This is a genomic window from Actinacidiphila sp. bgisy145 (assembly GCF_057708125.1).
Map to the genome: position 1 here is coordinate 86,248 of NZ_JBYIRL010000027.1, position 24,184 is coordinate 110,431.

The following is a 24,184-nucleotide window of genomic DNA, read 5'->3' on the forward strand; positions in this document are numbered from 1 at the left end:
CATGTGCCTCTTCACCGGTCTGCTGCTCCTGCCGCTCGCGCCGGTCCGCGGTGTGGGCTGGCTCGCCGACGTGCTGCTGGAGACGGCGGAGAACGAGATCGACGACCCGGCGGTGCTCCGTGCCCGGCTCGCCGAGCTCCACCGGGCCCTGGACGACGGCGAGATCGACCCCGAGCGGTTCGCGGCGGAGGAAGAACGGCTGCTGGACCAGCTCGAACACGGCACACTCCGGCGGCAGCGCGCCGCCCACCAGTCAGGAGACGTTCGGTGACGGACAGTTCGTGCAAGACCGCGATCGCCGCGGCGGTGGCCGGCGGCTACCTCCTCGGCCGTACCCGCAAGGCGAAGACGGCCATCGTCATCGGCACCTTCCTCGCCGGGCGCCGGTTCCCCCTCTCCCCGGCGGGGCTCGCCGCGGAGGGCCTGCGCCGGCTGCGGGAGCATCCCCAACTGGACGAGCTGCGCGCGCAGATCAAGGACGAGCTGTACATGGCCGCGAGCAAGGCCGCGTCCTCGTCCGCCGACCGGGGCTTCTCCTCCCTCGCCGGAGCGCTCCGCGAGCGGGGCGCCCGCCGCCCGCAGGAGGAACCCGGAGAAGCCGGAGAAGCCGAAGACCGGGAGGACGGTGCGGAGGAGGACGAGCAGGGCCCGGAAGACGACGACCGCGGCGGCGCGGAAGGCGCCGACGACGCGGAGGAGCCCGAGTCCCCCCGGCACGCGCCCCACCGGCACGACGGGCCGGCGGGCAGGAAAGCGGCGAAGCACGCGGCTCCGCCGAAGAAGGCCGCGGCCGCCAAGAAGACGGCAGCCAAGAAGGCGGCGGCCAGGAAGCCCGCGGCGAAGAAGGCCGCGCACAAGAGCGCGGCCGCCAAGTCCGCGTCCCGCCAGGGCGAGACGGCCCGGCGGAAGACCACGGGCCGGGCGGATTCCACGACCAACCGGCGCGGGAGGTAGACGGCGATGGCCAGGCAGAACGAGAAGTCCGACCGCCCCACCGGGCTGGAGGAACTGCGCGAGGAGTTCGGTCACTTCCTCAGCGGAATGACGCAGGGGTGGATCGACAAGGCCGGCGGCAAGGTGTCCGACCTGACCGACCGGCTGTCCGACATCGGCGAGGGCGAGGGCGGCATGCTCGGCGTGGGCAGCCGCGTCCTCCAGGGCGAGTCACCGTTCAAGGCGATGGCCGGACAGAAAGCCAAGGACGCCAAGGAGAAGGTCATGGGCACGGTCAAGAACGCCGTCGGGGGCGGCGGCGGTGGCGGCGGTGGCGGGGGCAAGGGGGACAACGTCAAGGCGGTGAACATCGTCGAGACGCTGGACGTCGGCGTCCCCCTGCGCACGGCGTACGACCACTGGACGCAGTTCGAGGACTTCAGCGGCTTCACCAAGGGCGTCCAAGGCGTCTCGCAGGAGGACGACGTCACGACCGAGTGGAACGTCAAGGTCGGCCCGTCCAAACGGAACTGGAAGGCAACGATCCAGGAGCAGATCCCGGACGAGCGGATCGTGTGGACGTCCGAGGGGCCCAAGGGCACCACGGCGGGCGCCGTCAGCTTCCACGACCTCGGCCCCACCCTGACGCGCATCCTCGTGGTGGTGGAGTACACCCCCGCCGGGTTCTTCGAGAAGACCGGCAACCTCTGGCGCGCCCAGGGCCGGCGGCTCCGCCTCGACCTCAAGCACTTCAGCCGCCACGTCACGCTGCACGCCGACGACGAGATCGAGGGCTGGCGCGGCGAGATCCGCGACGGCGAGGTCGTGCGCTCCCACGAGGAGGGCCTGGAGGACGACGAGGACGGCGAGGACAACGAGGGCGCGGAGGGCGCCGAGGACGAGGAGGAGTTCGACGAGGACGAAGCGGACCAGGGCGAAGACGAGGACGAGGACTGGGACGAGGAGGAGGACGAGGAAGAGGAAGCCGAGGACCAGGATGAGGACGAGGACGAGGACGAGGACGAGCGTCCTCGGCGGCGCGGCCGGAGCCGGCGGTGACGGCACCGCTCGACTTCCCCACCGCCGACGACCCCTACCGCCACTCCCCCTCGACGTCCAACCTCGCCGACATCCTCGAACGCATCCTGGACAAGGGCATCGTGATCGCCGGCGACATCAAGATCGATCTCCTGGACATCGAACTCCTCACCATCCGGCTCCGGTTGTTCATCTCGTCGGTCGAGACGGCCAAGAAGGCCGGCATCGACTGGTGGGAGACCGATCCGGCCCTGTCCTCCCGCGCCGCCGAGCGCGCCCTCGCGCAGGAGAACGAGGAACTGCGCTCCCGGGTGGCCGAGTTGGAGGACCGGGAGGACGTCCCCGCCCGCAGCGCACCGTCCAGGGCGCGGACATGACGGCCCCCACCGACCGCGGTCCCGCGCCGGTCGGGCCGAGCACGCCGGCCGGGCCGGCCGACGGGATGACGGCGACCTGCGTCTTCGCCGTCCGGCGCGGCGGCGATCCCGGCAGTCTGGCGGGCCGGAGCGGGCACACGGGCGGCGGGCCGTTGCGCCTGCTGCCGCTGGCCGGCTCCCTGCGGGCGGTCGTGCAGAGCGTCCCGGCGGCGGACTTCACGCAGGAGGCCCTGCGCCGGCGGCTGTCGGACCCGGTCGCCTTGGAGCGCTGCGCCCGCGGCCACCACGACGTGGTCGTGGCCGCCGCCGCGGACGGCCCGGTCGTTCCGCTGCCGCTGGCGACCCTCTTCACCGACGACCGGCGGGCCGCCGAAGCCCTCGACCACCAGCGGCAGTTGTTCCTCGGCACGCTGGACCGGTTGGCGGGGCGCGCCGAGTGGTCCGTCAAGGTCCACCTCGGCCGGTCGGCCGGCACCGCCCCGGCCCCGGCCGCTTCCCGGACCGCGGGCACCGCGAGGGCGGCCGCTCCCGGGGCGGGCGCGGCCTACCTGTCCCGGGTGCGGGGCCGCGAGCGCGACCGCCAGTCCTGGCAGGACGCGGCGCTGCACGTGGCCCAGCGGGTCCACGACACCGCGGCCGCCCTGGCCGTGGCCGCGGTGCGCCGCCGTCCGCACGGCCCCGAGGTCACCGGGCGGGACCGGCACCAAGTGCTCAACGCCGCCTTCCTCGTCGACAACGCCCGGTCCGCGGAGCTGGCCGCGGCGGTGCACGCCCTCCGGGGCTCCTTCACCGGTCTCGAGGTGCACATCGACGTCACCGGCCCGTGGGTGCCCTACTCCTTCACCGGCGGGGTCCACCCGTGACCGCCGCGACCGACACCGTCAGCTGGGTGGGGCCCGACAGCGGCGCGCCGCTGGGCGTCCCGCTCGTCGACCTGCTCGACCGCGTCCTGGCGACCGGCGTCGTCATCAGCGGCGACCTCGTCATCGCCATCGCCGAGGTGCCGCTGATCCGGCTCTCCCTGCACGCCCTGCTCGCGTCCGTCAGCGAGCGGGTGCCCGCCCCCTGGAGCGACGGAGGGCCCCTGTGACCGCCCCGACGGTGCGCCTCGACCCGGACAACGCCGCCCGGGACCTCGTCTCCCTCGTCCTCACCCTGGTCGAGCTGGTCCGCCAGCTCCTGGAACGCCAGGCCGTGCGCCGCCTGGACCAGGAGGACCTCACCGCGGACCAGGAGGAGCGGCTCGGCCTCGCCCTCATGCGGCTCGACGAGGCGATGACCGAGCTCTGCGCGCACCACGGACTCAGCCGCGACGACCTCAACCTCGACCTCGGCCCCTTGGGCCCCCTCCTCGCGGACAGCTGGCGCTGACCGCCGGGGCCCTGGCCGGGGCCGCCGCCGGGCCCTGGTCAGCGGGTCGGCGGGGTCAGGACGGTGCGGTCGAAGGGGCCGGGGTGGGCGGCGGCGTGGGCGACCGCTTCGTTGACCGCGTCGAGGCCGAAGCAGCGGACCTGCTCGGGGGCGAGGTCGAGGGCGCCCGAGGCGATCAGGCGGATGATGCCGGTGTTCGCCTCACGCGGGTACATCCACTGGCCGCGCACGGTGACCGAGTTGCGCATGATCCAGGGGTACGGCAGGGCGAAGTCGTCGCCGCCGAGCATGCCGACGCCGCCCATGAGGACCACGCGGCCGTACTCGCGCACGGTCATGGCGGCGGTGCGCGCCACCGAGCTGGGCGCGCTCGGCGGGAGCAGGTCCAGCACCATGTCGATCGGGCCGTGCGCCGCGGCGGCCATCGCGGCGGAGTCGACGGCGCTGTCGCCGGTCAGCGGGACGGGCCGCACCCGGGTCCCGAAGCGGTCGGCGAGGAGGTCGAGCGCGGCCTGGTTGCGGCCCGGGGCGACCACGCACCCCGCCCCCATGGCCAGGGCGAGGGCGACGGCGCTGCTGCCGAGGTTGCCGGTGGCGCCGCTGACGAGCAGCGTCTCGCCGGCCGCGAGCCGGCCGGCCAGCAGCCCGCCGTAGGGGATGACGTGGCAGCCGACCGCGGACCAGCGCGCCGGGTCGTCGGCAGCCGCGGCGGGCAGCGGGTAGACGTTCTCCGTGGGGACCCGCATGAGCTGGGCGAACGACCCGTCGTGCAGGTGTCGGGCCAGCCGGGCGCCGCCCTCGCCGCGGGAGCTCCAGCCCTGGAGGGTGATGTCGGGGGTGAGGGCGTCGTCCCGCGAGCGGACCGTGCAGTCGCACCACACGAGGTCGCCGGGCCGCAGGCGGGTGGCGTCCGGGCCGACCCGGACGACCCGCCCGATGCCGCCGATGCCGGGCACGACGGGCGGGACCAGCGGGTACTTCCGCGCACCGCTGAAGACCTCGGCCGCGTACGGCGCCACGCAGGTGGCGAGCACCTCGACCAGCACCTCGCCGCCGCCGGCCACCGGGTCGGGTTCTTCCCGCACCGCCAGCGGGCTGCCGAACCGGGTGAGAACTGCTGCGTACACGTGGGGCCTCCGTGATCGTTCCGGGCTGTCGTGATCGACCGTAGGAGTCCGGCCGCCCTGCGGGAAGCGACGATCCGGCATCCGTGGTATGCGTAGGCCGCATGGACATCTCCAGCACCGGCCTGCGGGTCCTGCGGCAGATCGCCGAGTCCGGCAGCTTCACCGCGGCCGCCGACCGGCTCGGCTACACCCAGTCGGCGGTCTCGCGCCAGGCCGCCGCCCTCGAACGCAGCGCGGGCGCGGTCCTGTTCGAGCGGCGCCCCGACGGGGTCCGGCTGACGGCCGCGGGCCTGACGCTGCTGCGCCACGCCCGTACGATCCTGGACACGCTGGCGGCGGCAGAACACGATCTCACCGGCACCGCCCCGCGCACCGAACGGGTGCGGCTCGGGCTGTTCCTGAGCGCGGGCGCCGCCCTCCTGCCGCCCTCGCTCGCGCGCCTGGCGGCGAGCGACCCGCACGTCACCGTGACGACCACCGAGGGCACCACGCCCACCCTGGTCCGGGCGCTGCGCGCGGGTTCGATCGACCTCGCGGTGCTCAGCTCCCGCCCGCCGCACCGGCCCGTGGACGGCGAGTCGCCGCGCCTGTCGGTGGAGACCGTCGCGGACACCGAGCTGGTGGTGGCGGTGGCGTCGACCGGGGAGTTCGCCGGGCGCGACGCGGTGCACGTCGACGAACTGGTCGGCGCGCCGTGGATCGCCACCCCGTCGTCCGGGTCCGAGCCGCTGCTCGGGGTCTGGCCCGGTCTGCCCGGACGGCCGCGGATCGTGCACAGCGCGCGTGACTGGCTGACCAAGCTGCTGCTGGTCGCGGGCGGCTTCGGGGTGACGACGGTGCCCGCGGGGCTGTCCGGGGTGCTGCCGCCGAAGGTGAGCCTGGTGCGGGTGGAAGGCGCGCCGCCCGAGATCCGGCGGATTCTCGTGGCGCGCCTGCCCGGGCGGCGGTCGCCCGCGCTCGCGGCCGTCACCCGGGCGCTGACGGCGGGCGCCTGACCGGCGCGCCCGCCGCCGTACGGCCGCAGGATTCCCCGCGTTCGGGGTCTCAGGGGTGGTCCGGCGCTCAGGGGTTCCAGAAGATGGTGGCGGCCGCCTGGTCGAAGCGGCCTGCGGCGAGGTCCGGCAGGCGGATCGGCCAGTGCACGGTGAGGCCCTCGCGGCCCTCCAGCCCCGGGTGCCAGTCGGCGAGCAGCACCCAGTCCCTGGGGTTCTGCCCGTCGGGCGACTCGCGGTGGAAGCCCTCGCCGCCGTACTCGTCCGAGGGGTATCCGCCGAGCTGGAGCGGACCGCCGCCGGGGATGCGCCACCCCACCTCGTCCCACACCTCGCTCATCTGCTCGGCGCGGGGGTGGTCGCGCACCAGCGCGGTCCAGAAGTGGTCGGGGACGTCCGGGTCGCTGTACGACGGCAGGAGGACGTCCCGGCTCAGCCGCATCTCGCCCTGCGGGTACTGCTCCAGCAGCCGCAGCACCTGCTCCTGCGTCTTCGCGTCGTCGCTGAAGTCCGTGGCCCCGTCGCGCACTTCGCGTTCCTCGACGGCGGTGCCGGGCGGCAGGTACAGCGCCTCGCCCCCGCCTCCCCTGCCGTACGGGTCGTCGGCGTGCGCGAACAGCAGCAGGTGGCCGCCGGCGGGGAGTTGGAGGTCGGTCGCGTCGGCGGGGAGCGCCGCGAGGTCGATGGTGGCGATCAACGGGTAGTAGGGGTCGGGGAGTTCGGGCGGCAGCAGGAGCGGGCCGCCGAAGTGCCCCACGACCGGGCCGTCCCCGTCCGTCGACAGCGACGCGCAGGGGCGGGCGGCCGCGGCTGTCCACCGCTCCACCTCGGCGAGGGGTATGCCCTGTTCCACCGCCTCGTCGCGGAACGGGGCCAGCCGGTCGAGCAACTCTTTGTCCATACCAGGACCTTAGCCAGTCGGTCGGACAGCGCCGCCCCGCGCCCGGGCCCGGGGCGGCGGCCGTTCAGACCGTGACGACGACCTTCTTCCCGCCGTGCCGGCCCTCCTCGACATGGCGGTGGGCCTCGGCGACGTCGTCGAGGGCGAACACCTCGCCGATGGCGGGCTGGAACGCGCCGTGGCTGAGGCCCGCGCTGAGGAAGGCGGCCATGCGCCGCACCACGACGGGGTCGAAGAGGAGGTCGAAGCCGCGGTAGCTGAAGGACGTGAGCGAGGGGCCCGCCGGGAAGGGGGTCGGCCGGGGGTCCAGGAAGCCCGCGGCGACCAGGGTCGCGCCCGGGCGGACCGCCTGCACGAGGGCCTGCTGGCCCGGGCCCCGCACCAGGTCGAGGACGAGGTCGGCGCCGGCCCCGCCGGTGTGGCGGCGGACGGCCTCGGCGACGTCCTCGCGGTCGGTGGCGATGACCGCTTCGGCGCCGGCGGCGAGCAGGTCGTCCGTGCGTGCGGTGTGCCGGGTGACGGCCAGGGGCACCGCGCCGAGGTAGCGGGCGATCTGCATCGCCGCCCGGCCGACGGCGCCGGACGCGGCGGTGATCAGGAGGTGGTCGCCGGGCCGGATCTTCGCCCGCTCCACGAGTGCGCCGTAGGCGGTGGAGTACGCGACCCAGACCGCCGCCGCCTGCGTGGTCCCGAGCCCGGCCGGGCGGGGGATGACCCGGCCGGCCGGGACGGTGGTGTACTCGGCGTAGCTGCCGCGGACGACCGCGTCCGGAACGGCCGTGAGCAGGACCGGGTCGCCGACCGCCAGTCCGGTGGTGTCCGGGCCCAGCGCGTCCACGACGCCGGTCCCCTCGACGCCCAGGCGCGCGTGCGGCAGGGGGACGGGCGCCGGCGAGGCGCCGGCACGCATCATCAGATCCAGCGGGTTGACCGCGAACGCCTCGATTCTGACCCGTACCTCGCCGGCGGCCGGCTCGGGCACCGGCTCCTCGACGATCCGCATGACCTCCGGCCCGCCGAACGCGTCGAACACGACGACTCGTGGCATGGTGACTCCTCCGCATCTCGCTGTGCTGATCACTGCTGCCGATCGCTGCTGCTGAGCGCTGCTGCTGATCTCTGTGCACGACGTTACGGAGCCGCCCGTTACCTCTTGGTACCTTCGATGGTATGCAGAACGCGGCCGGACCGGTCTTCCTCACGGACTGCCCCACGCGGCTGGCGGTCGAGATCCTCTCCGACAAGTGGGCGGTGCTCGTGCTGTACGCGCTCGGCCGCCGCCCCCGCCGGCACGGCGAGATCGTCGACGCCATCGGCGGTGTCTCGCGCAAGGTCCTCACCCACACGCTGCGCCGGCTCCAGCAGTACGGCCTGGTCGAGCACCGCACCGAGGCGCGGCAGGCCGAATACCGGCTCACCGACCTCGGCCGGACCCTCGTCGAACCCATCGAGGTGCTCAACGACTGGGCGAAGCAGTACGGCGGGGCCGTCGCCGACTTCCAGGAGGCGGCGCAGGCCCGGCCGCACACCGACGGCCGTCCCCCGAACGGCCGCACCGGTCAGGTGAGGGCGGGGTAGAGCCGGCGGGCGGTACTGGAGAGGATGGCGGCGCGGTCGGCCTCGGGGAGCACCGACAGCGCCGCGTGCGCCAGGCGGAGGAGCTCGGGCAGCGGCTGCTCGGCCGCAGGGAAGTTGGACCCCCATGCGATGCGGTCGGAGCCGAACGCGTCGAGCAGCGGCACCAGGAACCGGCCGGCGTCGGCGGTCTCGAGCGGCACGGTGTTGCGCATGGTGAGCTTCAGGAACACCTGCGGGTACTTCGCCAACGGCTCGATCTCGCCGAACGCGGCCTCCTCCCGGCCGGGGGCGATGGCGGGGTAGGCCATGTGGTCCAGCACCACCGTCACCCCCGGGAAGCGCTCGAGGACGTCGACGAGCTGCGGTATCCCCGCGATCCGCATCTGCACGCAGACCGGCAGCCCCGCCTCCTGCACCGCCGACCAGAACGGATGGGTGCTCTCGTCGCTCAGCCAGCCTGCCTGGCCGGGCATGGTGCTGCCCGTGGTGAACAGCCGGATGCCGGCGAACCGCGGAGTGCGCGCGGCGGTCCGGACCGTTCCGGCCGCGTCGGGCGCGAGCGGGTCCACGCAGCCGACGGCCACGAAACGGTCGGGGTGGCGCGCGGAGCTGTCGAGCACGTACCGGTTGTCATACCCGTAGGCGGTCGACGCCTGGACCAGGGCGGCCTTGGCGATGCCGGCCTCGTCCATGGCGGCCAGCAGCTGCTCGGCGGTGACCGGCCGGCCGGCGGCCCAGCCGGAGACCTTGCCTCCCACCGGGGCGAGCGGATAGGCGGTGGGGTCGTCGGACAGGATGTGCGGGTGGATGTCGATGATCTCGGGTGGCTGGGTCATGCGGATCTCCGGTCTCGGTTCGGACAGCGGACGACGGACGGCAGACAGCTGGCGGGGGGCGGGGGGGCGGGCGAGCGGGCATCAGGCTTCAGGCGCTGAAGGGGCGTCAGGCCGTCGGATAGTCGCCGGGCGCGAAGATCTCCTCGACCGACACCGCCGTGTCGAGCAGGTGCTGCTCGCCGGCGTAGCGGATGAGCGCTTCGAGGGACCGCGCGTTCGGCTCGATGCCGTACGGGATCGGGTCCTCGTCCTCCGGTATGGCCGCGCCCGCGGCGAGCCCGGCGACCAGTTCGGCGCGCCCCGCGCCGGCGTCCCGCTTCGCGGCGGCGAAGGCCGCGTACAGGTCGGTGGCGAGCCGGGGGTATTCGCGCGCGAGCTCCTCGCGCAGCACGATCACGCCGTGGATCGGGTAGATGCCGGTGCGGCGGTACCAGTCCCGCTCCAGCGGTTCGGGCGTGCCGAACAGCGAGTACGGCGGCTCGGCGGCCGGCTGCGGCGCGGCGTTCCCGTCCGTCCAGCCGTCCCTGGGCGCGCCCTTGCGGCCGACCCCGGCGTTGCCGGTCAGCGCGGCGTCGATCCGGCCCTGGTCGAGCAGGTCCACCAGGCTCTCGCCGGGCGCCACGGCTGACACGTTCGGCGGGGCGACGTAGCTCGCGACGTGCTCCTCGTCGTCGGTGACCCAGCGGACCGACGCCGGATCGACGCCGAAATCGTCGGACAGCAGGCCCCGCACCCACACACCGGTGGTCACCGAGTAGGCGCGGACACCGACCGTGCGGCCGACGAGGTCGCCGGGCACGCGGATGCCCGAGGTGGCGTGGCAGCGGATGTGGCCGTGGTGGAAAAGGCGCTTGGTGAAGACCGGTACGGCGATGACCGGTACCCCCGCCGCACGCGCCATCAGATACGTGGTCGGCGCCAACTCGCAGATGTCGTAGGCGAGTTCCCGGACCATCTCGCGGTAGGCCCGGATGATCGGCTTCGTCGGGACGAACTGGAGCGGGCCGCCGGGCAGCTCGACGCGGCCCTCGGCGAGCGCCCGGGTGTGCGGATAGACGGTGAACGTCGACTTCAGCGAGGACACGGCTCTCAACTCCCTGTCACGGACCTGGCACAGCCATTGCGATTTGGATTGTCAGACAATGAATCTCGCATCGTCAAGCAATTTGACACGATGGACGCGTGGGGCATCCCGTGCCTACAGGCCGTATTGCCAGTACATGGGGCGTTTTGCTCCACCCTCAAGCAGCCCGCGTCCAAGTTAACCTCGTCGTAACGCTTGACAATCAACAACAGACCGTCTGACGATCTCGTCCATGGCCTCTGTGATGGAACCCACATCCCGCACTCCTGAGGCGGCACCGCCACGCAGCCGACGCGCTCTCGTGCGGTTCACTCCGGAGCGCATCGCGCTCACGCTGTTCACCCTGGCCGTGGTCGTACTGATCGCGGCACCGCTGGTGGAAGTCGTCATCCGCTCGCTCGAGAAGCAGACCGGTCTGACCAGCCACGTGTGGTCCGGTGCGAACTACCAGCAACTCAAGGCGTCGGAGATCCTGAGCTCCGCCCGCAACAGTGTGGTCATCGCCCTCGGGTCGATGGTGCTGGCCACCGTCATCGGCGTCGGACTGTCGTGGCTGGTCACCCGGACCGACCTGCCGCTGCGGCGGGCGTTCGAGATCCTCAACCTGATCCCGTTCTTCCTGTCGCCGCTGATCGGCTCGATCGCCTGGACCTACCTGGCCGACCCGAGGACCGGGTTCATCAACCGGGTGGCACGCAGCGCGGGGATCAGCCACGGCGCGATCTTCAACGTCTACTCGACGTTCGGCATCATCGTCGTGCTCGGCCTGTTCCTGGTGCCGTTCGTCATCCTGCTCACCGGCGCCGCCTTCCGGCAGATGGACTCCTCGCTTGAGCACGCGGCAGCCGCCTGCGGCGCCTCCGGCTGGCGGACGGCGCTCCGCGTGACGCTGCCGCTGGCCGGCCCGGCGATCACGGCGGCGGCGATCCTGACGTTCGTCATGGCGATCGAGGACCTGTCGGTGCCGCTCGTGCTGGGGTACGGCAACGGCATCCAGACGCTGTCCACCCGCATCTACGACGCGGTCCAGACGTTCCCGCCGAACTACAACTTCGGCGCCGCCCTCGGCTGCGTGATGATGCTGATCACCGCGGTGTGCCTGTACTTCCAGCGCCGGGCGATGCGGGACCGCGGCTATGTCACGGTCACCGGCAAGGGCTCGCGGGCCGAACCGCTGCGGCTGGGGAAGCTCCGGTGGTGGGCCTTCGCGGCCGAACTGCTCTACCTGCTGTTCGCCGCGCTGCTGCCGATCGGCATCCTCACGCTGATCGCGTTCTCCAAGCGCTGGACCGGCAGGATCGACTTCGACGACCTGACCCTGGACAACTTCCACGCGCTCTTCGGGAAGGGGTCGATCGTCAAGACCGCCTTCCTCAACAGCCTGGAACTGTCCGCGCTGTGCGCCTGCGTGGTCGTCGCGCTCAGCGTCGTACTGGTCTACGCGATCGAACGGGCCAGGATCACCGGGCGCCGGCTGTTCGAGGTCTGCCTGACGGTCCCCGTCGCGGTGCCGGGCCTGGTGCTGGGTGTCGGCCTGCTCACCCTGCTGCTGAAGACCTCGCTGTTCGGCACGCTGTGGATCATCGGCGTCGCCTACATCGTGCGGTTCCTGCCGTTCGCCCAGCGCTCGGTGTCCGCGGCGTTCCTGTCGGTGCACACCGAACTGGAGGAGGCCGCCCGCACCAGCGGGGCGTCCCTGACCCGCTACGTCTTCCGCGTACTGCTGCCCCTGGTCCGCCCCGGACTGGTGGCCGGGTGGCTGCTGGTGTTCCTCACCTTCATGCGGGAGCTGCCGATGTCGGCGCTGCTCCAGACGACCGGGACCCAGACGCTCTCGGTGGCCCTGCTCAACAGCCGGTCGTTCGACTCCCCCGGCGTGACGGCCGCGTTCACCCTGCTGCAGGCGGCCGTCCTGCTGGTGGCCGCGGCGGTCTTCTGGACGATCACCACGCGCCGCGACGGCGCCTCCTCCGACATGGCGGCCGGACTCTGATGGGTAGGAAGACCATGAAGACAACCACCGACGGGCGGACCGCGCCCATGCCGGCCCGCACGGCCCCGCTGCCGGAGCGCACCGGACACCTGGAGGTCACCGGGCTCACCCGGGACTTCGGCTCCGGCGGGGTGCGCGACGCCTCGTTCTCCGTCGAGCGCGGGCAGCTGATCACCCTGCTCGGGCCGTCGGGCTGCGGCAAGACGACCACGCTGCGCTGCCTGGCCGGCATCGAGGTCCCCGACGCCGGCCGGGTCAGGCTCGGCGACACGACGATGACCTCGACGGCCGAGCGGATACACCTGCGGCCGGCCAAGCGCGACATCGGCATGGTCTTCCAGTCCTACGCGCTGTGGCCGCACATGACCGTCTTCGAGAACGTCGCCTTCCCGTTGCGCACCCGCGGCGAGCGCACCACCGCCATCCGCCCCCGGGTCGAGGAGATGCTCGACCTGGTCGGCCTCGAGGGCATGGGCGGGCGCCGGCCCAGCCAGCTCAGCGGCGGCCAGCAGCAGCGTGTGGCCCTGGCCCGCTCCCTGGTCTACCGGCCCGGCCTGCTGCTGCTGGACGAACCGCTCAGCAACCTCGACGCGGCGCGCCGGGACGCGGTCCGCCGCGACATCGGCCGCCTGCAGCGGGAACTGTCCATCACCGCCGTCTACGTCACCCACGACCAGGACGAGGCGATGACCCTTTCCGACCGCATCGTGGTGATGCGCGACGGCAGGATCGTCCAGAACGGGACGCCGGCCGAACTGCTCGCCGCGCCCCAGTCCCTGTTCGTCGCCGGTCTGCTCGGCCAGATCAACATCCTCGAGGGTGTCCTGGCCGCCGAGCACACCCGAACCGGCCCGAACGGCACCGAACGCGTCGGCGGGGTGGACATCGCCCTGCCCGACGGCACGACCCGGCTGACCGCCCGCATCGTCGGCGAGGCCGAGGTCGGCACGAAGGTCTCGATCGTGTGGCGCCCCGGCGACATCGCGATCGAGCGCGCGGACGACCCGTCGGACCCGGGCCGGGAGAACGCGCTGCCCGGCACCGTCACCGCGGTCCGCGTCGGCAGCTCGGTCACCGAGTACGACATCGACACCGGGATCACGACCCTGCGGGCCATCGGCCTGGGACGCGCTGCCGCGTCCGTCGGCTCCCGTGTCCGCGTGTCCTGTCCGGTGGACAGGTCCATATCCCTCAACCACTGAAGTCTGGAGACCCCTTCATGACCCTCGACAGCACGATCGTGCGATCCGCGAGCACCTTCGGCCCCATGCAGACCGACTGGGAGACCCGCATCGACATGGAGCGGCTGCGCACCGAGCGGCTGGCCAGGACCCGCGCGGCCATGGCGGCCGCCGACGTCGACTTCCTGATCGAACTGCGCGCCGAGAACGCCCGGTACAGCACCGGCATCAAGCGGCTGTACTGGCCGACCATCCAGCTGGGCGGCGGGCCGCTGGCCGTCCTGGCCGCCGAGGGCGACTCGGCGATCTGGATCATCGACCCGGACTACGCCGCCAAGAACATCCCCTGGGTGCCGGACGACCGGTTCCACACGCCGTACCAGATGGACCTGACGCAGGACGTCAACTCCTTCGTCGACGACCTGTACCACTACTTCGGCTCGAAGATCGAGAAGGCCCGCATCGCGGTGGACATCTGGTCCCCGTCGATGTTCGACGTGCTCACCAAGCGGCTGCCCAACGCCACCTTCGTCAACGGGCAGGAGCTGATGATCGGCGCCCGCCAGATCAAGACCGCGGACGAGATCAAGGCCCTGAAGATCGCCTACGCCATCTCCGAGGCCGGCATGCAGGCCGCGGTCGACATCCTCAAGCCGGGCGTGCGCGAGTGCGAACTGGTCGGCGAGTGCTTCCGCGCCATGTGGGACCTGGGCACCGAGACCACGCAGTGCTCGGAGGTCGTCAACTCCGGCCCGGGCGCGCACCCCTACCGCCGTTTCCACAGCGACCGGATCGTGCAGCACGGCGACCTGGTCAACATGGACTTCGGCGGCTGCTTCTCCGGCTACTTCGGCGACTTCTGCCGCGCGTTCGTCTGCGGCGACCGGCCCACCCCGGCACAGGTGGACCTGCTCAAGCGGGCCCACGAGTTGCAGTACGAGCAGCTCAACGCGCTCGGCCCCGGCGTCAGCCCGGCCGACATCTGCGCCAAGCTCGGCCGCAGGACCCTCGGCCACGGGATCGGCATCTCCGCCTTCGAGGGCCCCCACCTGCGCGCCCAGGACGACTACGAGCTCAAGCCCGGCATGACCTTCTCCGTCACCAGCCCGCCCATCGGCGAGGAGGGTGTCGGCGGCGTCCACCTGGAGGACGAGATCGTCATCACCGAGACCGGCATCGACCTGTACTCGACCTACCCGTACACGCTGGGCTGACCTTGTCCGGCAACCGTACGCCGGCCGCCGGCTGGCTCGTCGTGGGCGTGGGCCGCCATGTGGACCGCTTCGGTCTGCCGGCGCTCGCCCGCGCCCGGGGGTCCGCGGCGGTCGCCCTGTGCGGCACCGACCCTGTCCGCACCGCCGACCTGGCGGAGCGGTACGGGGTCGGCCGGCGGGGCTCGGCGGTCGAGGACCTGCTCGGGGACCCCGGTGTCACCCACGTGTACGTCTGCTCGCGCAACGAGCAGCACGAGCGGCACGTCACGCTGGCGGCCGCGGCCGGCAAGCACGTCCTGTGCGAGAAGCCGCTCGCGCAGGACCCGGCCGCCGCCCACCGCGCGATCGCGGCCTGCGCCGGGTACGGCGTCGTCCTCGGCACCGGGTTCCACCTGCGGCACAACGCCGCCCACCGCGAGGCGCGGCGGCTGCTGGCCGAGGGCGCGATCGGCCGGCCGCTGTGGGTGGACGTCACCTACCTCCACCGGCTCGGGCACGGCGACTCCCCGGTGCGGCTGGCCGGTTCACGCCAGGTCACCACCGCCAGCAAGGGGGCGATGTCGGGGACGGGGGCGCACGCCGTCGACCTCGCCCAGTGGCTGGCCGGCGACCGTATCGTCCGGCTGTCGGCGACGATCGCCGAACTCGACCCGACACCGGCCGGACCCCAGCGGGTGGTCCAGGTCAGCGCGACCACCCGCGGCGGGGTGCTGGTCACCTTCGCCGCGGGACGCGCCACCCACCCGGCCAACGGGCTGACCGTGGTCGGCGAGGCCGGGCGGCTGACGGTGTCGGACTCGATCGGGAACACCGGCGGCGGCACCCTGTCGCTCCGGTCGGCGCGGGGCAGCTCGGACACCGTCTTCCCCCCGCACGACGTCTACGCGGCCCAGTTCGAGGCGTTCACCGCCGCCACGGCCGGCGCCGCCGACGCGGGTCCGTTCGGCGCGTCCGGCGACGACGGCCTGTCGGCGCTGCGCGTCGCCGAGACCGTCGACCGGGCCCTGTCCGAACCATCAGCTCCGCAGGCCGTCGATCCGCAGGCCGTCGATCCGCCGGCCCGCCTGACACGAGGAACGTCGTGACCGTTGTGAACACCGTCATCACCAAGAAACTGGGCTACCTCGCCACCACCGAGCGGATGCTCGCCGGGCTCGGTCCCGTCGTCTACTGCCCGGACCAGCAGCCGGAGACGGTGCGCCGGCACCTCGCCGACGCGCGAATCGTCGTGGCCACCAAGGGCGTCACGATCGACGACTCCGTCCTGGACGGAGCACCGCACGTGCGGCTGATCGCCGCGCCCACCGCGGGCTTCGACTGGATCGACGTCGAGGCGGCGACCCGCCGCGGAATCCCGGTCGTCGCCAACACCGGCGCCGCGGCCGACGCGGTCGCCGAGTTCGCGCTCGGCGCCGTCCTGGCGCTGACCCGCCGGATCGTGGCGGCTGACCGCGACCTGCACGGCGGCACCGACTGGGGCCTGGTGCGCGACCGCTACTCCCGGGCCGACCAGCAGATCGGCTCCGACCTGACCAGCAGCACGGTGGCGATCGTCGGCCTGGGCCACATCGGGCTCAAGACCGCCGAGAAGCTGGCCGTGCTGCGTCCGCAGTCCGTCATCGGGTACGACCCGTTCGTCTCGGCCGAGCGGGCCCGCCAGGCCGGTGTCGAGGTGGTCGGCGACCTGGACGAACTGGCCGCGCGGGCCGACATCGTGCTGCTGCACGTACCGCTGACGCCGCAGACCACCGGGCTGGTGGACGCCGCCTTCCTGGCGAAGCTGCGGCCGTCCGCCCTGCTGGTCAACCCCTCGCGCGGTGAGGTGGTCGACGAGCCCGCGCTGGTCGCCGCGCTGCGCGAGGGCCGCCTGCGGGGCGCCGCACTCGACGTGTTCGCGCAGGAGCCGCTGCCCGCGGACTCGCCGCTGCGCGAGCTGGACAACGTCGTGCTCACCCCGCACATCGGCGGTGTCACGGCCCAGTCGGACGAGACCCGGGCCCGGGAGATCGCCGAACGCGTCCTGGCCTGCGTCGCCGGCACGGCCCCGGTGGGCCTGGTGAACCCCGAGGTCTGGGACACCCGGCTCGCCGTCACCACTGACTGACCCGGAAGGAACGAACTACTCATGATCTTCTGCTTCTACGACAAGGGCACCCTCGGCGTGGTGCGCGACGGCCGGGTGGCCCCGGTCCCCACCGACGTGGTGCCGGCCGCGGCCACCCCGCAGCAGCGCCTCGTGGCCCTCATCGAGGGCTACGAGGCGGCCAAGCCCGGGCTGGAGACGGCCGCCGCGCACGCCGCCTCCCACGGCACGCCGCTGCCGCAGGTCGCTCTGGAGGCGCCGGTGCCCGCACCCACGCAGCTGCTGTGCGCGGTGAAGAACTACACCGACGACCGGCAGGCCGTCGAGGCCGACTTCTTCCTGAAGTCGGTGCTGTCGATCGTGCCGACCGGCAGCACCGTCAGCCTGCCGCCGGCCGCCGCGCGCGTCTTCCACCACGAGCCCGAGCTCGCCGCCGTCATCGGCGTGGGCGGCACCGACATCCCGGCAGCCGACGCCATGCCGCACGTCTTCGGCTACACCGGCTTCCTCGACCTGTCCGCGCGCGACCTCGGCACCACCTACTACATGAAGAAGTCGCCGCGCGGCTTCGGCCCGATGGGCCCGGTGCTGGTGACCGCCGACGAGTTCGCCGACCCGCACGACCTCACCGTCGAGCTGTCGGTCAACGGCAAGTTGCGGCAGCGCTACTCCACCGGCCAGATGGCCAACCGGATCGACCGGCTGATCGAGGTGGCCTCGTCCGTCAGCGGACTGGTGCCCGGCGACGTGATCGCCACCGGGACGTACCACATCGGCATGGGCCCGATCCAGGACGGCGACCACGTCAGCATGACGATCCAGGGCATCGGTGAGCTGACCGTCGACGTCGTCGACCCGAGCGGGCGCGAGTGGGACGTCAGCGGGCTCAAGGTCGTCACCGACTCCGCGCCGGCCGGGGCGGCGAAGTGACCGTCTCCGCCGTCTTCGGCTCGAAGTCCGCGCTCGCCGCCCTGCGGGCGCACCGGTGGGCGTCGACCACCGACACCTTCGAGTTCGCCGACATCGCGCCGGTGCACCGTGCGTTCCCCGGCGTGGTCCAGGGGGCGTACGACGTGGCCGAACTCGCCCTGGTCACCTTCCTGCAGGCACTGGACAACGGCCGGCCGGTGACGCTGCTGCCGGTCACCCTGCTCGGGCGCTTCCAGCACCACTGCCTGGTCACCGCCCGGGAACCCGGCAGCATCGCGGTCGACTCGCTGGCCGGCAAACGGATCGGCGTGCGGGCCTGGACCCAGACCACCGGGGTGTGGGTGCGCGGCTTCCTGCGCGACGACCACGGCGTGGACGTCGGCGACGTCGAGTGGGTCGTCTACGAGGGCGGGCACGTGGACGGGTTCGCCGACCCGCCCTACGCCACCCGCTCCACCAGCGGCAACACCCTGCCGGTCGACTTCCTCGCCGGCGCGGTGGACGCGGCGATCCTCGGCAACGAACTGCCCGACGACCCGCGGGCCAGGACGCTGCTGCCCGACCCGGCCCGCGCCGCCGCCGCGTGGTACGGCAGGTCCGGCGCGATCCCGGTCAACCACGTGGTCGTGGCGAGCGACGACTTCGCTCGGACAGGCGCCGGGTTGCTCACCGAGATGTGCCAGGTGCTCGCCGCGAGCGTGCCGCACCCACCGGCGGTCAGCTCCTCGCCGGACTTCCATCCGCACGGGTTCGACGCGCTCCAGCCGTCGCTGGACCTGGCCGGCCGCTACGCCTACGAGCAGGGCATCATCTCCCGGCCGATCAGCGCCGCCGAAGTGCGGGCCAGGACCGAGGAACTGACCGGCGTCGACTTCGGACGGCTCGCCGCCCCCGCCCGCCGCGCCGGCTGAGCACCGCGTGGTGAACCGGCCGCCGCCCGCGGCCGGTTCACCCCCGAGCACCACGAGGAGAAGCACCCGGACCGAGGTACGTGCCCGGGACCGGCAAGGACATCGGCGTCCTGCTGCAAGGCGCCGGAACCCGGGTGGACCTGCGAACCCCCCACACGACAGTCGCCCGCCACGTCATGACATGGCCGAAGGAGCCCTTGGTATGAACGCAACAGTGGTAGCACCCAGACGTCGCTTCCGTGTCCGCGCCCTGGTCGCGGCAGGTTGCGCCACAGCGCTGGCCGCACTGGCGGCGTGCAGTTCCAACAGCAGCGGCGGCGCGGGGGGTGGCGGCGCCTCGGTGGACATCTCCACCGTCAAGGCCCCGATCCTCACCGGCCTCAGCGGGGCCGAGCGGACCCGGGTGGCCACCCTGATCGCCCAGGCCAGGAGCGAGAAGTCGTTCACCTGGGTCGACTCGGTGGTCGCCCCGGCCACCGCGTCCGCGATGATCAGCGAGTTCCAGAAGCAGTACGGCCTCACCTTCAAGCCGACGTTCGAGCGGCTGACCTCGGGCGACCTGTCGACCCGCATCCAGCAGGAGGTCACCGCCCAGAACTTCAAGACCGACTTCTTCGGTGTCGCCTCGCCCCGGCTGTTCTCCACCCTGAAGCAGGCCGGAGCGCTGCTGGAGTACCGGTCGCCGGAGTCGTCGCACTACACGTACGCGTCGAAGTACGTCAGCCAGCAACCCGGGTACTGGATCGCGCCGGTGGCCTACTCCTTCGGCGTGATCGTGAACCCGGCGCTCTACAAGACCCCGATCACGAGCTGGAAGCAGCTGTCCGACCCCGCCCTCAAGGGCAAGTGGGACGTCGCCAACGTCAGTGCGAACGAAGGGTCGTTGTACTGGTACTACGGCCTGAAGCAGGTGCTGCCGCAGTCCACGTTCGCCAGTTGGGCGGCCAACAGCCCCACCACCTCCTCGGGCAGCTCCGCGCAGGAGGCGCAGAAGGTCGCCGAGAAGCAGGTCGACGCGACCGTCACCAGCGGTTTCCGGGCCTCGCAGATCGCGGCCCAGACGAAGGTCCCGCTCAAGGTCTACTACCCGAGCGAAGGCACGGTCCTGAACGGGCAGAGCTACGCGATCCCTTCGGGCGCGCCCGACCAGGCCATCGCGAAGCTCTTCGACGACTTCCTGCTGAGCAGGGCGGGCGAGCAGATCTACGTCGACAAGGAGGGGATAGCCTCCTTCTACCAGGGGGTGACCGCCCCGGCGGCCGACCTGCAGTACCAGCCGTCCATCGCGTCGATGAAGATCCTTCCGGTCAACACGGACAAGATCAGCACGAGCCAGCTGGACGACGCCAGGAACAGCTGGAAGAGCATCTTCTCCCGGTAGCGGGCCGCCTGATTCCATGACTACCGCACGCCGGTACGACGACCTGATTGAGGAGGGGTTCACGTTGACCTCGGAAGCCGGAGAGGACCGCTCGGAGTCCGGGAGGCTGCTGCGGGCACGCCGGGAACTCGCCCTGGCGATCCGCCGGGGCGAGTACCAGCCCAACCAGCGGCTGCCGGAGACCGAGCTCGCCGCCACCCTCGGCATCTCCCGGCCCACTCTGCGCTCGGTGTTCGTGGCGCTCGAGCAGGAGAACTACATCTCGCTCGAACGCAACCGGGGTGCCCGGGTGCGGCAGTTCTCACCGGTGGAGGCGATCGAGATCCTGCACACCCGCGAGATCCTCGAGTCCGCCGCCGCGGGGCTGGCCGCCGCGAGGATCACGCCCGAGGAGTGCGAACGGCTCGAAGCCCTCCTGGAGAAAATGGTCCCCGCCGCCGTGGAGCACGACTCGCCGGCCTACTCGTCGGCGAACCGCGAGTTCCACGGCTTGGTGATCAACGCGTCCCGGCAGCCGACACTGATCCGGTTCATCCGCTCGACGCCCTACCCGCTGGTGATGAGCCAGTACCGCGACCCGAAGACGCCCCACCCGCGGACCGAGTCGCTGCGCGAGCACAAGGCGATCCTCGCGGCACTGTGGACCGGCGACTCAGCGGCCACGGAGGCGGCGATGCGGTTCCACCTCGCCGCCACGCGCCGGGCGCTCATGCTCGGTTCGACCGAGGCGGGCGGCGCGAGGGAGGGGTCGTGACCGGCCACGGCGTCGAGGGCAGGGCCGTCGTCGTGACCGGGTCGGGCCGCGGGCTCGGACTCAGCTACGCCCGGCACCTGCTGGCCGGCGGGGCGCGGGTGGTCCTCAACGACCTCGACGCGGAGTACGTGCGCGCCGTCGCCGGGGAACTCGACGCGGGCGACGCCGTCGCGTGGTGCGCGGGGTCGGTCGGCGATCCGCGCACCGCCGATGCCCTGGTGGAGACGTGCCTGCGGCGCTTCGGCCGCATCGACGGGCTGGTCAACAACGCCGGGGTGCGCCCGGAGGGGCTGAGCTGGGAGGAGGACCCCGAGACCACCCGCCGGGCGGTCGAGGTGAACCTGCTGGGCACGCTCTACTGCGGGGCCGCAGCGCTGCGCGTGTTCCAGCGGCAAGGCAGCGGTTCGGTGGTCAACGTGTCCTCGCGGGCCCAGACCGGCGTCGAGCAGAGCGCCACCTATGCGGCGACGAAGGGCGCCGTCGCGTCACTGACCTACTCCTGGGCGCTGGACGCGCCGCCCGGGGTCCGGGTCAACGCAATCGCACCTCAGGCGCGGGGCACGGGGACCCGGCGGGCGGGCTGGGTCTCCCGGCCGGAGGAGCCGGACCCGGACGACATGGCGCCGCTGGTGACCTTCCTGCTCAGCGACGCCGCCCGCGGTGTCCAGGGCCAGGTCGTCCGCCTGATCGGCACGCCCGACGGTCTGGCCCTGGGGCTGGTCCACCACCCGCGCGGCGGGCGGCTGCTGGCCGACCCGCGCGGGTGGACCGTCGAGCGCATCGCCGCCGCGTTCGACGCCGAGTTGGGCCGCGAACAGGACCCGGTCGGCGCCCTTCCCCGCCCCGTGGCCTACCTGCGGCTGGACGAGGAGTTCCTCAGGGTGCACCAGTGAGTACGCCACCGCGGCGGCGCAGGCCCAGCCGCATACCGGCGGCCGGCCGTAGGAGCGGCACCGTCAGGGGGTCAGGAGGGAGCGGGCGGCGGCGTCCTCGCCGGCCTCCAGGAGGTTCGCGGCGGCGCCCACGATCAGGGGGTCCGGCTCCCCCACCACCGCGTCGTCACGGTCGGTGTACGGGAAGCGGGCCAGCACACTGCGCATCGCCTCGACCCGGGCGCGCTTCTTGTCGTTGCTCTTCACCACCGTCCAGGGCGCGTACGCGGTGTCCGTCTCGTGGAACATCGCGACCTTCGCCTCGGTGTACCGGTCCCACCGGTCGAGCGAGGCCAGGTCCATCGGGCTGAGTTTCCACTGCCGCACGGGGTCGACCTGGCGGATGGTGAACCGGGTGCGCTGCTCGTTGCGGGACACGGAGAACCAGAACTTCACCAGCTGGATGCCGTCGTCCACGAGCATCCGCTCGAACGCGGGCGCCTGGCGCATGAAGCGGTGGTACTCGTCGTCGGAGCAGAAGCCCATCACCCGCTCCACGCCCGCGCGGTTGTACCAGGAGCGGTCGAAGAGCACGATCTCTCCCGCGGTGGGCAGGTGGGCGACGTAGCGCTGGAAGTACCACTGACCGCTCTCGCGCTCGGTGGGCTTCTCCAGCGCGACCACGCGGGCGCCGCGCGGGTTGAGGTGCTCGATGAACCGCTTGATGGTGCCGCCCTTGCCGGCGGCGTCGCGGCCCTCGAAGACGATGACGAGGCGCTGCCCGGTCTCCTTCACCCAGCGCTGGAGCTTCAGCAGCTCGATCTGCTGGAGCCGCTTGTGGCGCTCGTACTCCGGCCGCTCCATCCGCCGGTCGTACGGGTAGTTCTCCCGCCAGGTGTCCACTGTGCTGCCGTCCGCGCGGACCAGCACAGGGTCGTCCTGGTCGGTGTAGTCGACGGTCATCCCCGCCAGCAGGTCGCCGGTCGCGGTGTCGGTGTGCTGCACGGTGTGCCACCCGTCCTTCCGTGCACGGCCGACGCGCCCCCGCACGGGGCGCGGCAGCGCCGTGGGTGTCTGTCGCTGGTGTGGTCCGCCGGACCGTCCGCCCGGGCGGGGCGCCGGGCCGGGTCCGGCACATCCCGTCTGCCCCGCCGTTCGTGCGGGAGACGCGGCCTAATGGAACTGCGGGATGATCAGGTAGAGGCCGTAGAGGACCGCGCAGGCGCACAGGACGAAGCAGGCGCTCGCGGCGACCGCCTGCGCGGTGCCGCCGCTCCCGCTCGCGCGCTGCTCGTCGCGGGCGGACAGCGCCCACACGCCGATCGCGAAGACCACCACGACGCCGACGGTGGTGCCGAGGCTGACCACGGCCACCTCCGCCAGCGAACCCCATTTCACGTCCATGCCGCCGCCCTCCAGCCGTCGTGACCGTCGTATCCGTCGATGCCCCCGCTGCCCCGGCCGCCCCGGTCGCCGTTCACACGCCGGCCTTGGCGCTCGCCGCGGCCTGGACCGGGGGCCGGTGGCCGTCGTTGACGTTCTTCGCGTCGACCGGGTTGCGGCGGGACAGCAGCACGATCACCGCGGCCACCACGACCGCCGCCAGCGCGATCAGTACGGTGCCCAGCGTGCCGCCGTGCACCACCGCGCTCGCCGCGACCGCGCCGACGGCCGCGGCCGCCGGCAGCGTCACCAGCCAGGCCAGCGCCATCTGGCCCGCGGTGCCCCAGCGCACCTCGGCGAGCCTGCGGCCGACGCCCGCGCCGAGGATGCCGCCGGAGCAGACCTGCGTGGTGGACAGCGCGAAGCCGAGGTTGGCGGAGGTCAGGATGACCGCGGTCGACGCGGACTCCGCGGCGAAGCCCTGCGGCGACTCGATGTCCACCAGCCCCTTGCCCATGGTGCGGATGATCCGCCAGCCGCCGATGTAGGTGCCTGCCGCGATGGACAGGCCCGCGGTGAGGACCACCCACACCGGCGGGCCCGAACCCGCGCCCAGGGCGCCGCAGGAGATCAGGGCGAGCGTGATGACGCCCATGGTCTTCTGCGCGTCATTGGTGCCGTGGGCGAGCGAGACCAGTGACGCGGACGCGATCTGCCCGGTCCTGAACCCCTTGGACACGGTGTCGGACGAGGCGCGCCGGGTGATCCGGTAGGCGAGGTACGTCGCGCCCAGCGCCGCGAGCCCGGCCACGAAGGGTGAGGCGACCGCGGGGATCAGGATCTTCTCGACCACCTGGTCGAAGTTGACCCCGTGCCGCCCGGCGCCCACCCACACCGCGCCGATCAGCCCGCCGAACAGCGCGTGCGAGGAGCTGGAGGGCAGGCCCAGCAGCCATGTCACCAGGTTCCACACGATCGCCCCGACCAGCCCGGCGAAGATCATGCCCGGCGTGACGAGCTGGTCGTTGACGATGCCGCCGGAGATGGTTCGGGCCACCTCGGTCGACACGAACGCCCCGACGAGGTTGAGCACCCCGCTGATCGCGACCGCCACCTTCGGGCGCAGCGCGCCCGTCGCGATCGAGGTCGCCATGGCGTTCGCGGTGTCGTGAAAACCATTGGTGAAGTCGAACGCCAACGCGGTGACGATCACCATTGCCACAAGGAAGTTTATGTGGTCCACGT

At 72.6% G+C, this 24,184-nt stretch carries 27 protein-coding genes; 19 read left to right on the forward strand and 8 right to left on the reverse strand.

The features are described 5' to 3' along the window. Position 1 precedes the first annotated feature (1 nt). The 7 genes from AC3ERT_RS23790 to AC3ERT_RS23820 are packed head-to-tail and all read left to right on the forward strand — an operon-like array spanning position 2 to position 3,719. Complete coding sequence (locus AC3ERT_RS23790; protein ID WP_435176678.1) at positions 2–271, forward strand: gas vesicle protein GvpG; 270 nt, start codon at positions 2–4, stop codon at positions 269–271. Further along, positions 268–954, forward strand: a complete 687-nt coding sequence (locus tag AC3ERT_RS23795; RefSeq protein ID WP_435176680.1) for a hypothetical protein — start codon at positions 268–270, stop codon at positions 952–954. The genes AC3ERT_RS23790 and AC3ERT_RS23795 overlap by 4 nt, the downstream gene beginning before the upstream one ends. 6 nt (positions 955–960) lie before the next feature. Further along, positions 961–1,992: an SRPBCC family protein gene (locus tag AC3ERT_RS23800; RefSeq protein ID WP_435176682.1), complete on the forward strand. Its 1,032-nt coding sequence runs from the start codon at positions 961–963 to the stop codon at positions 1,990–1,992. Next, a complete protein-coding gene (locus AC3ERT_RS23805; RefSeq protein WP_335980316.1) occupies positions 1,989–2,348 on the forward strand; it encodes a gas vesicle protein in 360 nt (119 codons plus the stop codon). Before AC3ERT_RS23800 ends, AC3ERT_RS23805 begins: the two co-directional genes overlap by 4 nt. Next, positions 2,345–3,211 (forward strand): GvpL/GvpF family gas vesicle protein, encoded by an 867-nt coding sequence (locus AC3ERT_RS23810; protein ID WP_435176685.1) that lies wholly within the window; start codon positions 2,345–2,347, stop codon positions 3,209–3,211. The genes AC3ERT_RS23805 and AC3ERT_RS23810 overlap by 4 nt, the downstream gene beginning before the upstream one ends. Beyond that, positions 3,208–3,438, forward strand: coding sequence for a gas vesicle protein (locus AC3ERT_RS23815; protein WP_335980312.1), 231 nt, complete (start codon positions 3,208–3,210; stop codon positions 3,436–3,438). Before AC3ERT_RS23810 ends, AC3ERT_RS23815 begins: the two co-directional genes overlap by 4 nt. Further along, the gene (locus AC3ERT_RS23820; protein WP_335980310.1) at positions 3,435–3,719 is read left to right on the forward strand and encodes a gas vesicle protein K; all 285 of its coding nucleotides are present in this window, start codon (positions 3,435–3,437) and stop codon (positions 3,717–3,719) included. Before AC3ERT_RS23815 ends, AC3ERT_RS23820 begins: the two co-directional genes overlap by 4 nt. A gap of 38 nt (positions 3,720–3,757) precedes the next feature. Here the strand turns inward: AC3ERT_RS23820 and AC3ERT_RS23825 are convergent, their stop codons facing one another. Further along, positions 3,758–4,846, reverse strand: coding sequence for an alcohol dehydrogenase catalytic domain-containing protein (locus tag AC3ERT_RS23825; protein ID WP_435176687.1), 1,089 nt, complete (start codon positions 4,844–4,846; stop codon positions 3,758–3,760). 101 nt (positions 4,847–4,947) lie between these two features. Between AC3ERT_RS23825 and AC3ERT_RS23830 the strand changes: the two genes are divergently transcribed. Further along, positions 4,948–5,841, forward strand: a complete 894-nt coding sequence (locus AC3ERT_RS23830; protein ID WP_435134389.1) for a LysR family transcriptional regulator — start codon at positions 4,948–4,950, stop codon at positions 5,839–5,841. 67 nt (positions 5,842–5,908) lie between these two features. On the opposite strand, the gene AC3ERT_RS23835 is transcribed toward AC3ERT_RS23830, so the two are convergent. Together AC3ERT_RS23835 and AC3ERT_RS23840 are read right to left on the reverse strand one after the other, a co-directional pair. After that, positions 5,909–6,739 (reverse strand): YwqG family protein, encoded by an 831-nt coding sequence (locus tag AC3ERT_RS23835; RefSeq protein ID WP_435134391.1) that lies wholly within the window; start codon positions 6,737–6,739, stop codon positions 5,909–5,911. A 64-nt stretch (positions 6,740–6,803) separates the two neighbouring features. Then, positions 6,804–7,787 carry a zinc-dependent alcohol dehydrogenase family protein gene (locus AC3ERT_RS23840; RefSeq protein WP_435176689.1) on the reverse strand — a complete coding sequence of 328 codons (984 nt, stop codon included), beginning with the start codon at positions 7,785–7,787 and terminating at the stop codon, positions 6,804–6,806. Between the two features lie 122 nt (positions 7,788–7,909). Here AC3ERT_RS23840 and AC3ERT_RS23845 point away from each other — a divergent pair, with 122 nt between their 5' ends. After that, a complete protein-coding gene (locus AC3ERT_RS23845; RefSeq protein WP_435134396.1) occupies positions 7,910–8,317 on the forward strand; it encodes a winged helix-turn-helix transcriptional regulator in 408 nt (135 codons plus the stop codon). Here AC3ERT_RS23845 and AC3ERT_RS23850 read toward each other — a convergent pair. Continuing rightward, positions 8,299–9,153, reverse strand: coding sequence for an amidohydrolase family protein (locus tag AC3ERT_RS23850; RefSeq protein ID WP_435176691.1), 855 nt, complete (start codon positions 9,151–9,153; stop codon positions 8,299–8,301). The two genes, AC3ERT_RS23845 and AC3ERT_RS23850, sit on opposite strands and share 19 nt — an antisense overlap. Positions 9,154–9,259: 106 nt before the next feature. Further along, on the reverse strand, positions 9,260–10,237 hold the full coding sequence (locus AC3ERT_RS23855; protein WP_435176693.1) for a substrate-binding domain-containing protein: 978 nt from the start codon (positions 10,235–10,237) through the stop codon (positions 9,260–9,262). Positions 10,238–10,538: 301 nt separating this feature from the next. Here AC3ERT_RS23855 and AC3ERT_RS23860 point away from each other — a divergent pair, with 301 nt between their 5' ends. The 10 genes from AC3ERT_RS23860 (at position 10,539) to AC3ERT_RS23905 (ending at position 21,577) form a co-directional block, all read left to right on the forward strand. After that, positions 10,539–12,230, forward strand: coding sequence for an ABC transporter permease (locus AC3ERT_RS23860; RefSeq protein ID WP_335980296.1), 1,692 nt, complete (start codon positions 10,539–10,541; stop codon positions 12,228–12,230). Between the two features lie 14 nt (positions 12,231–12,244). Beyond that, complete coding sequence (locus AC3ERT_RS23865; RefSeq protein ID WP_435176695.1) at positions 12,245–13,432, forward strand: ABC transporter ATP-binding protein; 1,188 nt, start codon at positions 12,245–12,247, stop codon at positions 13,430–13,432. A 17-nt stretch (positions 13,433–13,449) separates the two neighbouring features. Further along, entirely contained in the window at positions 13,450–14,625 is a 1,176-nt protein-coding gene (locus AC3ERT_RS23870; RefSeq protein WP_435134411.1) for a M24 family metallopeptidase, read from the forward strand. 2 nt (positions 14,626–14,627) lie between these two features. Further along, on the forward strand, positions 14,628–15,710 hold the full coding sequence (locus tag AC3ERT_RS23875; RefSeq protein WP_435176697.1) for a Gfo/Idh/MocA family protein: 1,083 nt from the start codon (positions 14,628–14,630) through the stop codon (positions 15,708–15,710). Then, on the forward strand, positions 15,707–16,729 hold the full coding sequence (locus tag AC3ERT_RS23880; protein ID WP_435134416.1) for an NAD(P)-dependent oxidoreductase: 1,023 nt from the start codon (positions 15,707–15,709) through the stop codon (positions 16,727–16,729). The genes AC3ERT_RS23875 and AC3ERT_RS23880 overlap by 4 nt, the downstream gene beginning before the upstream one ends. 21 nt (positions 16,730–16,750) lie before the next feature. After that, positions 16,751–17,638 carry a fumarylacetoacetate hydrolase family protein gene (locus AC3ERT_RS23885; protein ID WP_435176699.1) on the forward strand — a complete coding sequence of 296 codons (888 nt, stop codon included), beginning with the start codon at positions 16,751–16,753 and terminating at the stop codon, positions 17,636–17,638. Continuing rightward, positions 17,635–18,549, forward strand: coding sequence for a substrate-binding domain-containing protein (locus AC3ERT_RS23890; RefSeq protein ID WP_335980278.1), 915 nt, complete (start codon positions 17,635–17,637; stop codon positions 18,547–18,549). The genes AC3ERT_RS23885 and AC3ERT_RS23890 overlap by 4 nt, the downstream gene beginning before the upstream one ends. A 202-nt stretch (positions 18,550–18,751) precedes the next feature. Next, on the forward strand, positions 18,752–19,930 hold the full coding sequence (locus AC3ERT_RS23895; protein WP_335980277.1) for an ABC transporter substrate-binding protein: 1,179 nt from the start codon (positions 18,752–18,754) through the stop codon (positions 19,928–19,930). Positions 19,931–19,946: 16 nt separating this feature from the next. After that, a complete protein-coding gene (locus AC3ERT_RS23900; protein ID WP_335980275.1) occupies positions 19,947–20,684 on the forward strand; it encodes a GntR family transcriptional regulator in 738 nt (245 codons plus the stop codon). Further along, positions 20,681–21,577 carry an SDR family NAD(P)-dependent oxidoreductase gene (locus tag AC3ERT_RS23905; protein WP_435176701.1) on the forward strand — a complete coding sequence of 299 codons (897 nt, stop codon included), beginning with the start codon at positions 20,681–20,683 and terminating at the stop codon, positions 21,575–21,577. The genes AC3ERT_RS23900 and AC3ERT_RS23905 overlap by 4 nt, the downstream gene beginning before the upstream one ends. Positions 21,578–21,640: 63 nt before the next feature. Here AC3ERT_RS23905 and ppk2 read toward each other — a convergent pair whose 3' ends face one another. The 3 genes from ppk2 to AC3ERT_RS23920 form a co-directional block, all read right to left on the reverse strand. Then, positions 21,641–22,519, reverse strand: a complete 879-nt coding sequence (ppk2, locus tag AC3ERT_RS23910) for a polyphosphate kinase 2 (protein WP_435134446.1) — start codon at positions 22,517–22,519, stop codon at positions 21,641–21,643. Between the two features lie 210 nt (positions 22,520–22,729). Beyond that, positions 22,730–22,960, reverse strand: coding sequence for a hypothetical protein (locus AC3ERT_RS23915; protein WP_335980270.1), 231 nt, complete (start codon positions 22,958–22,960; stop codon positions 22,730–22,732). Between the two features lie 73 nt (positions 22,961–23,033). After that, positions 23,034–24,182: an inorganic phosphate transporter gene (locus tag AC3ERT_RS23920; protein WP_335980268.1), complete on the reverse strand. Its 1,149-nt coding sequence runs from the start codon at positions 24,180–24,182 to the stop codon at positions 23,034–23,036. Between the last annotated feature and the right edge of the window lie 2 nt (positions 24,183–24,184).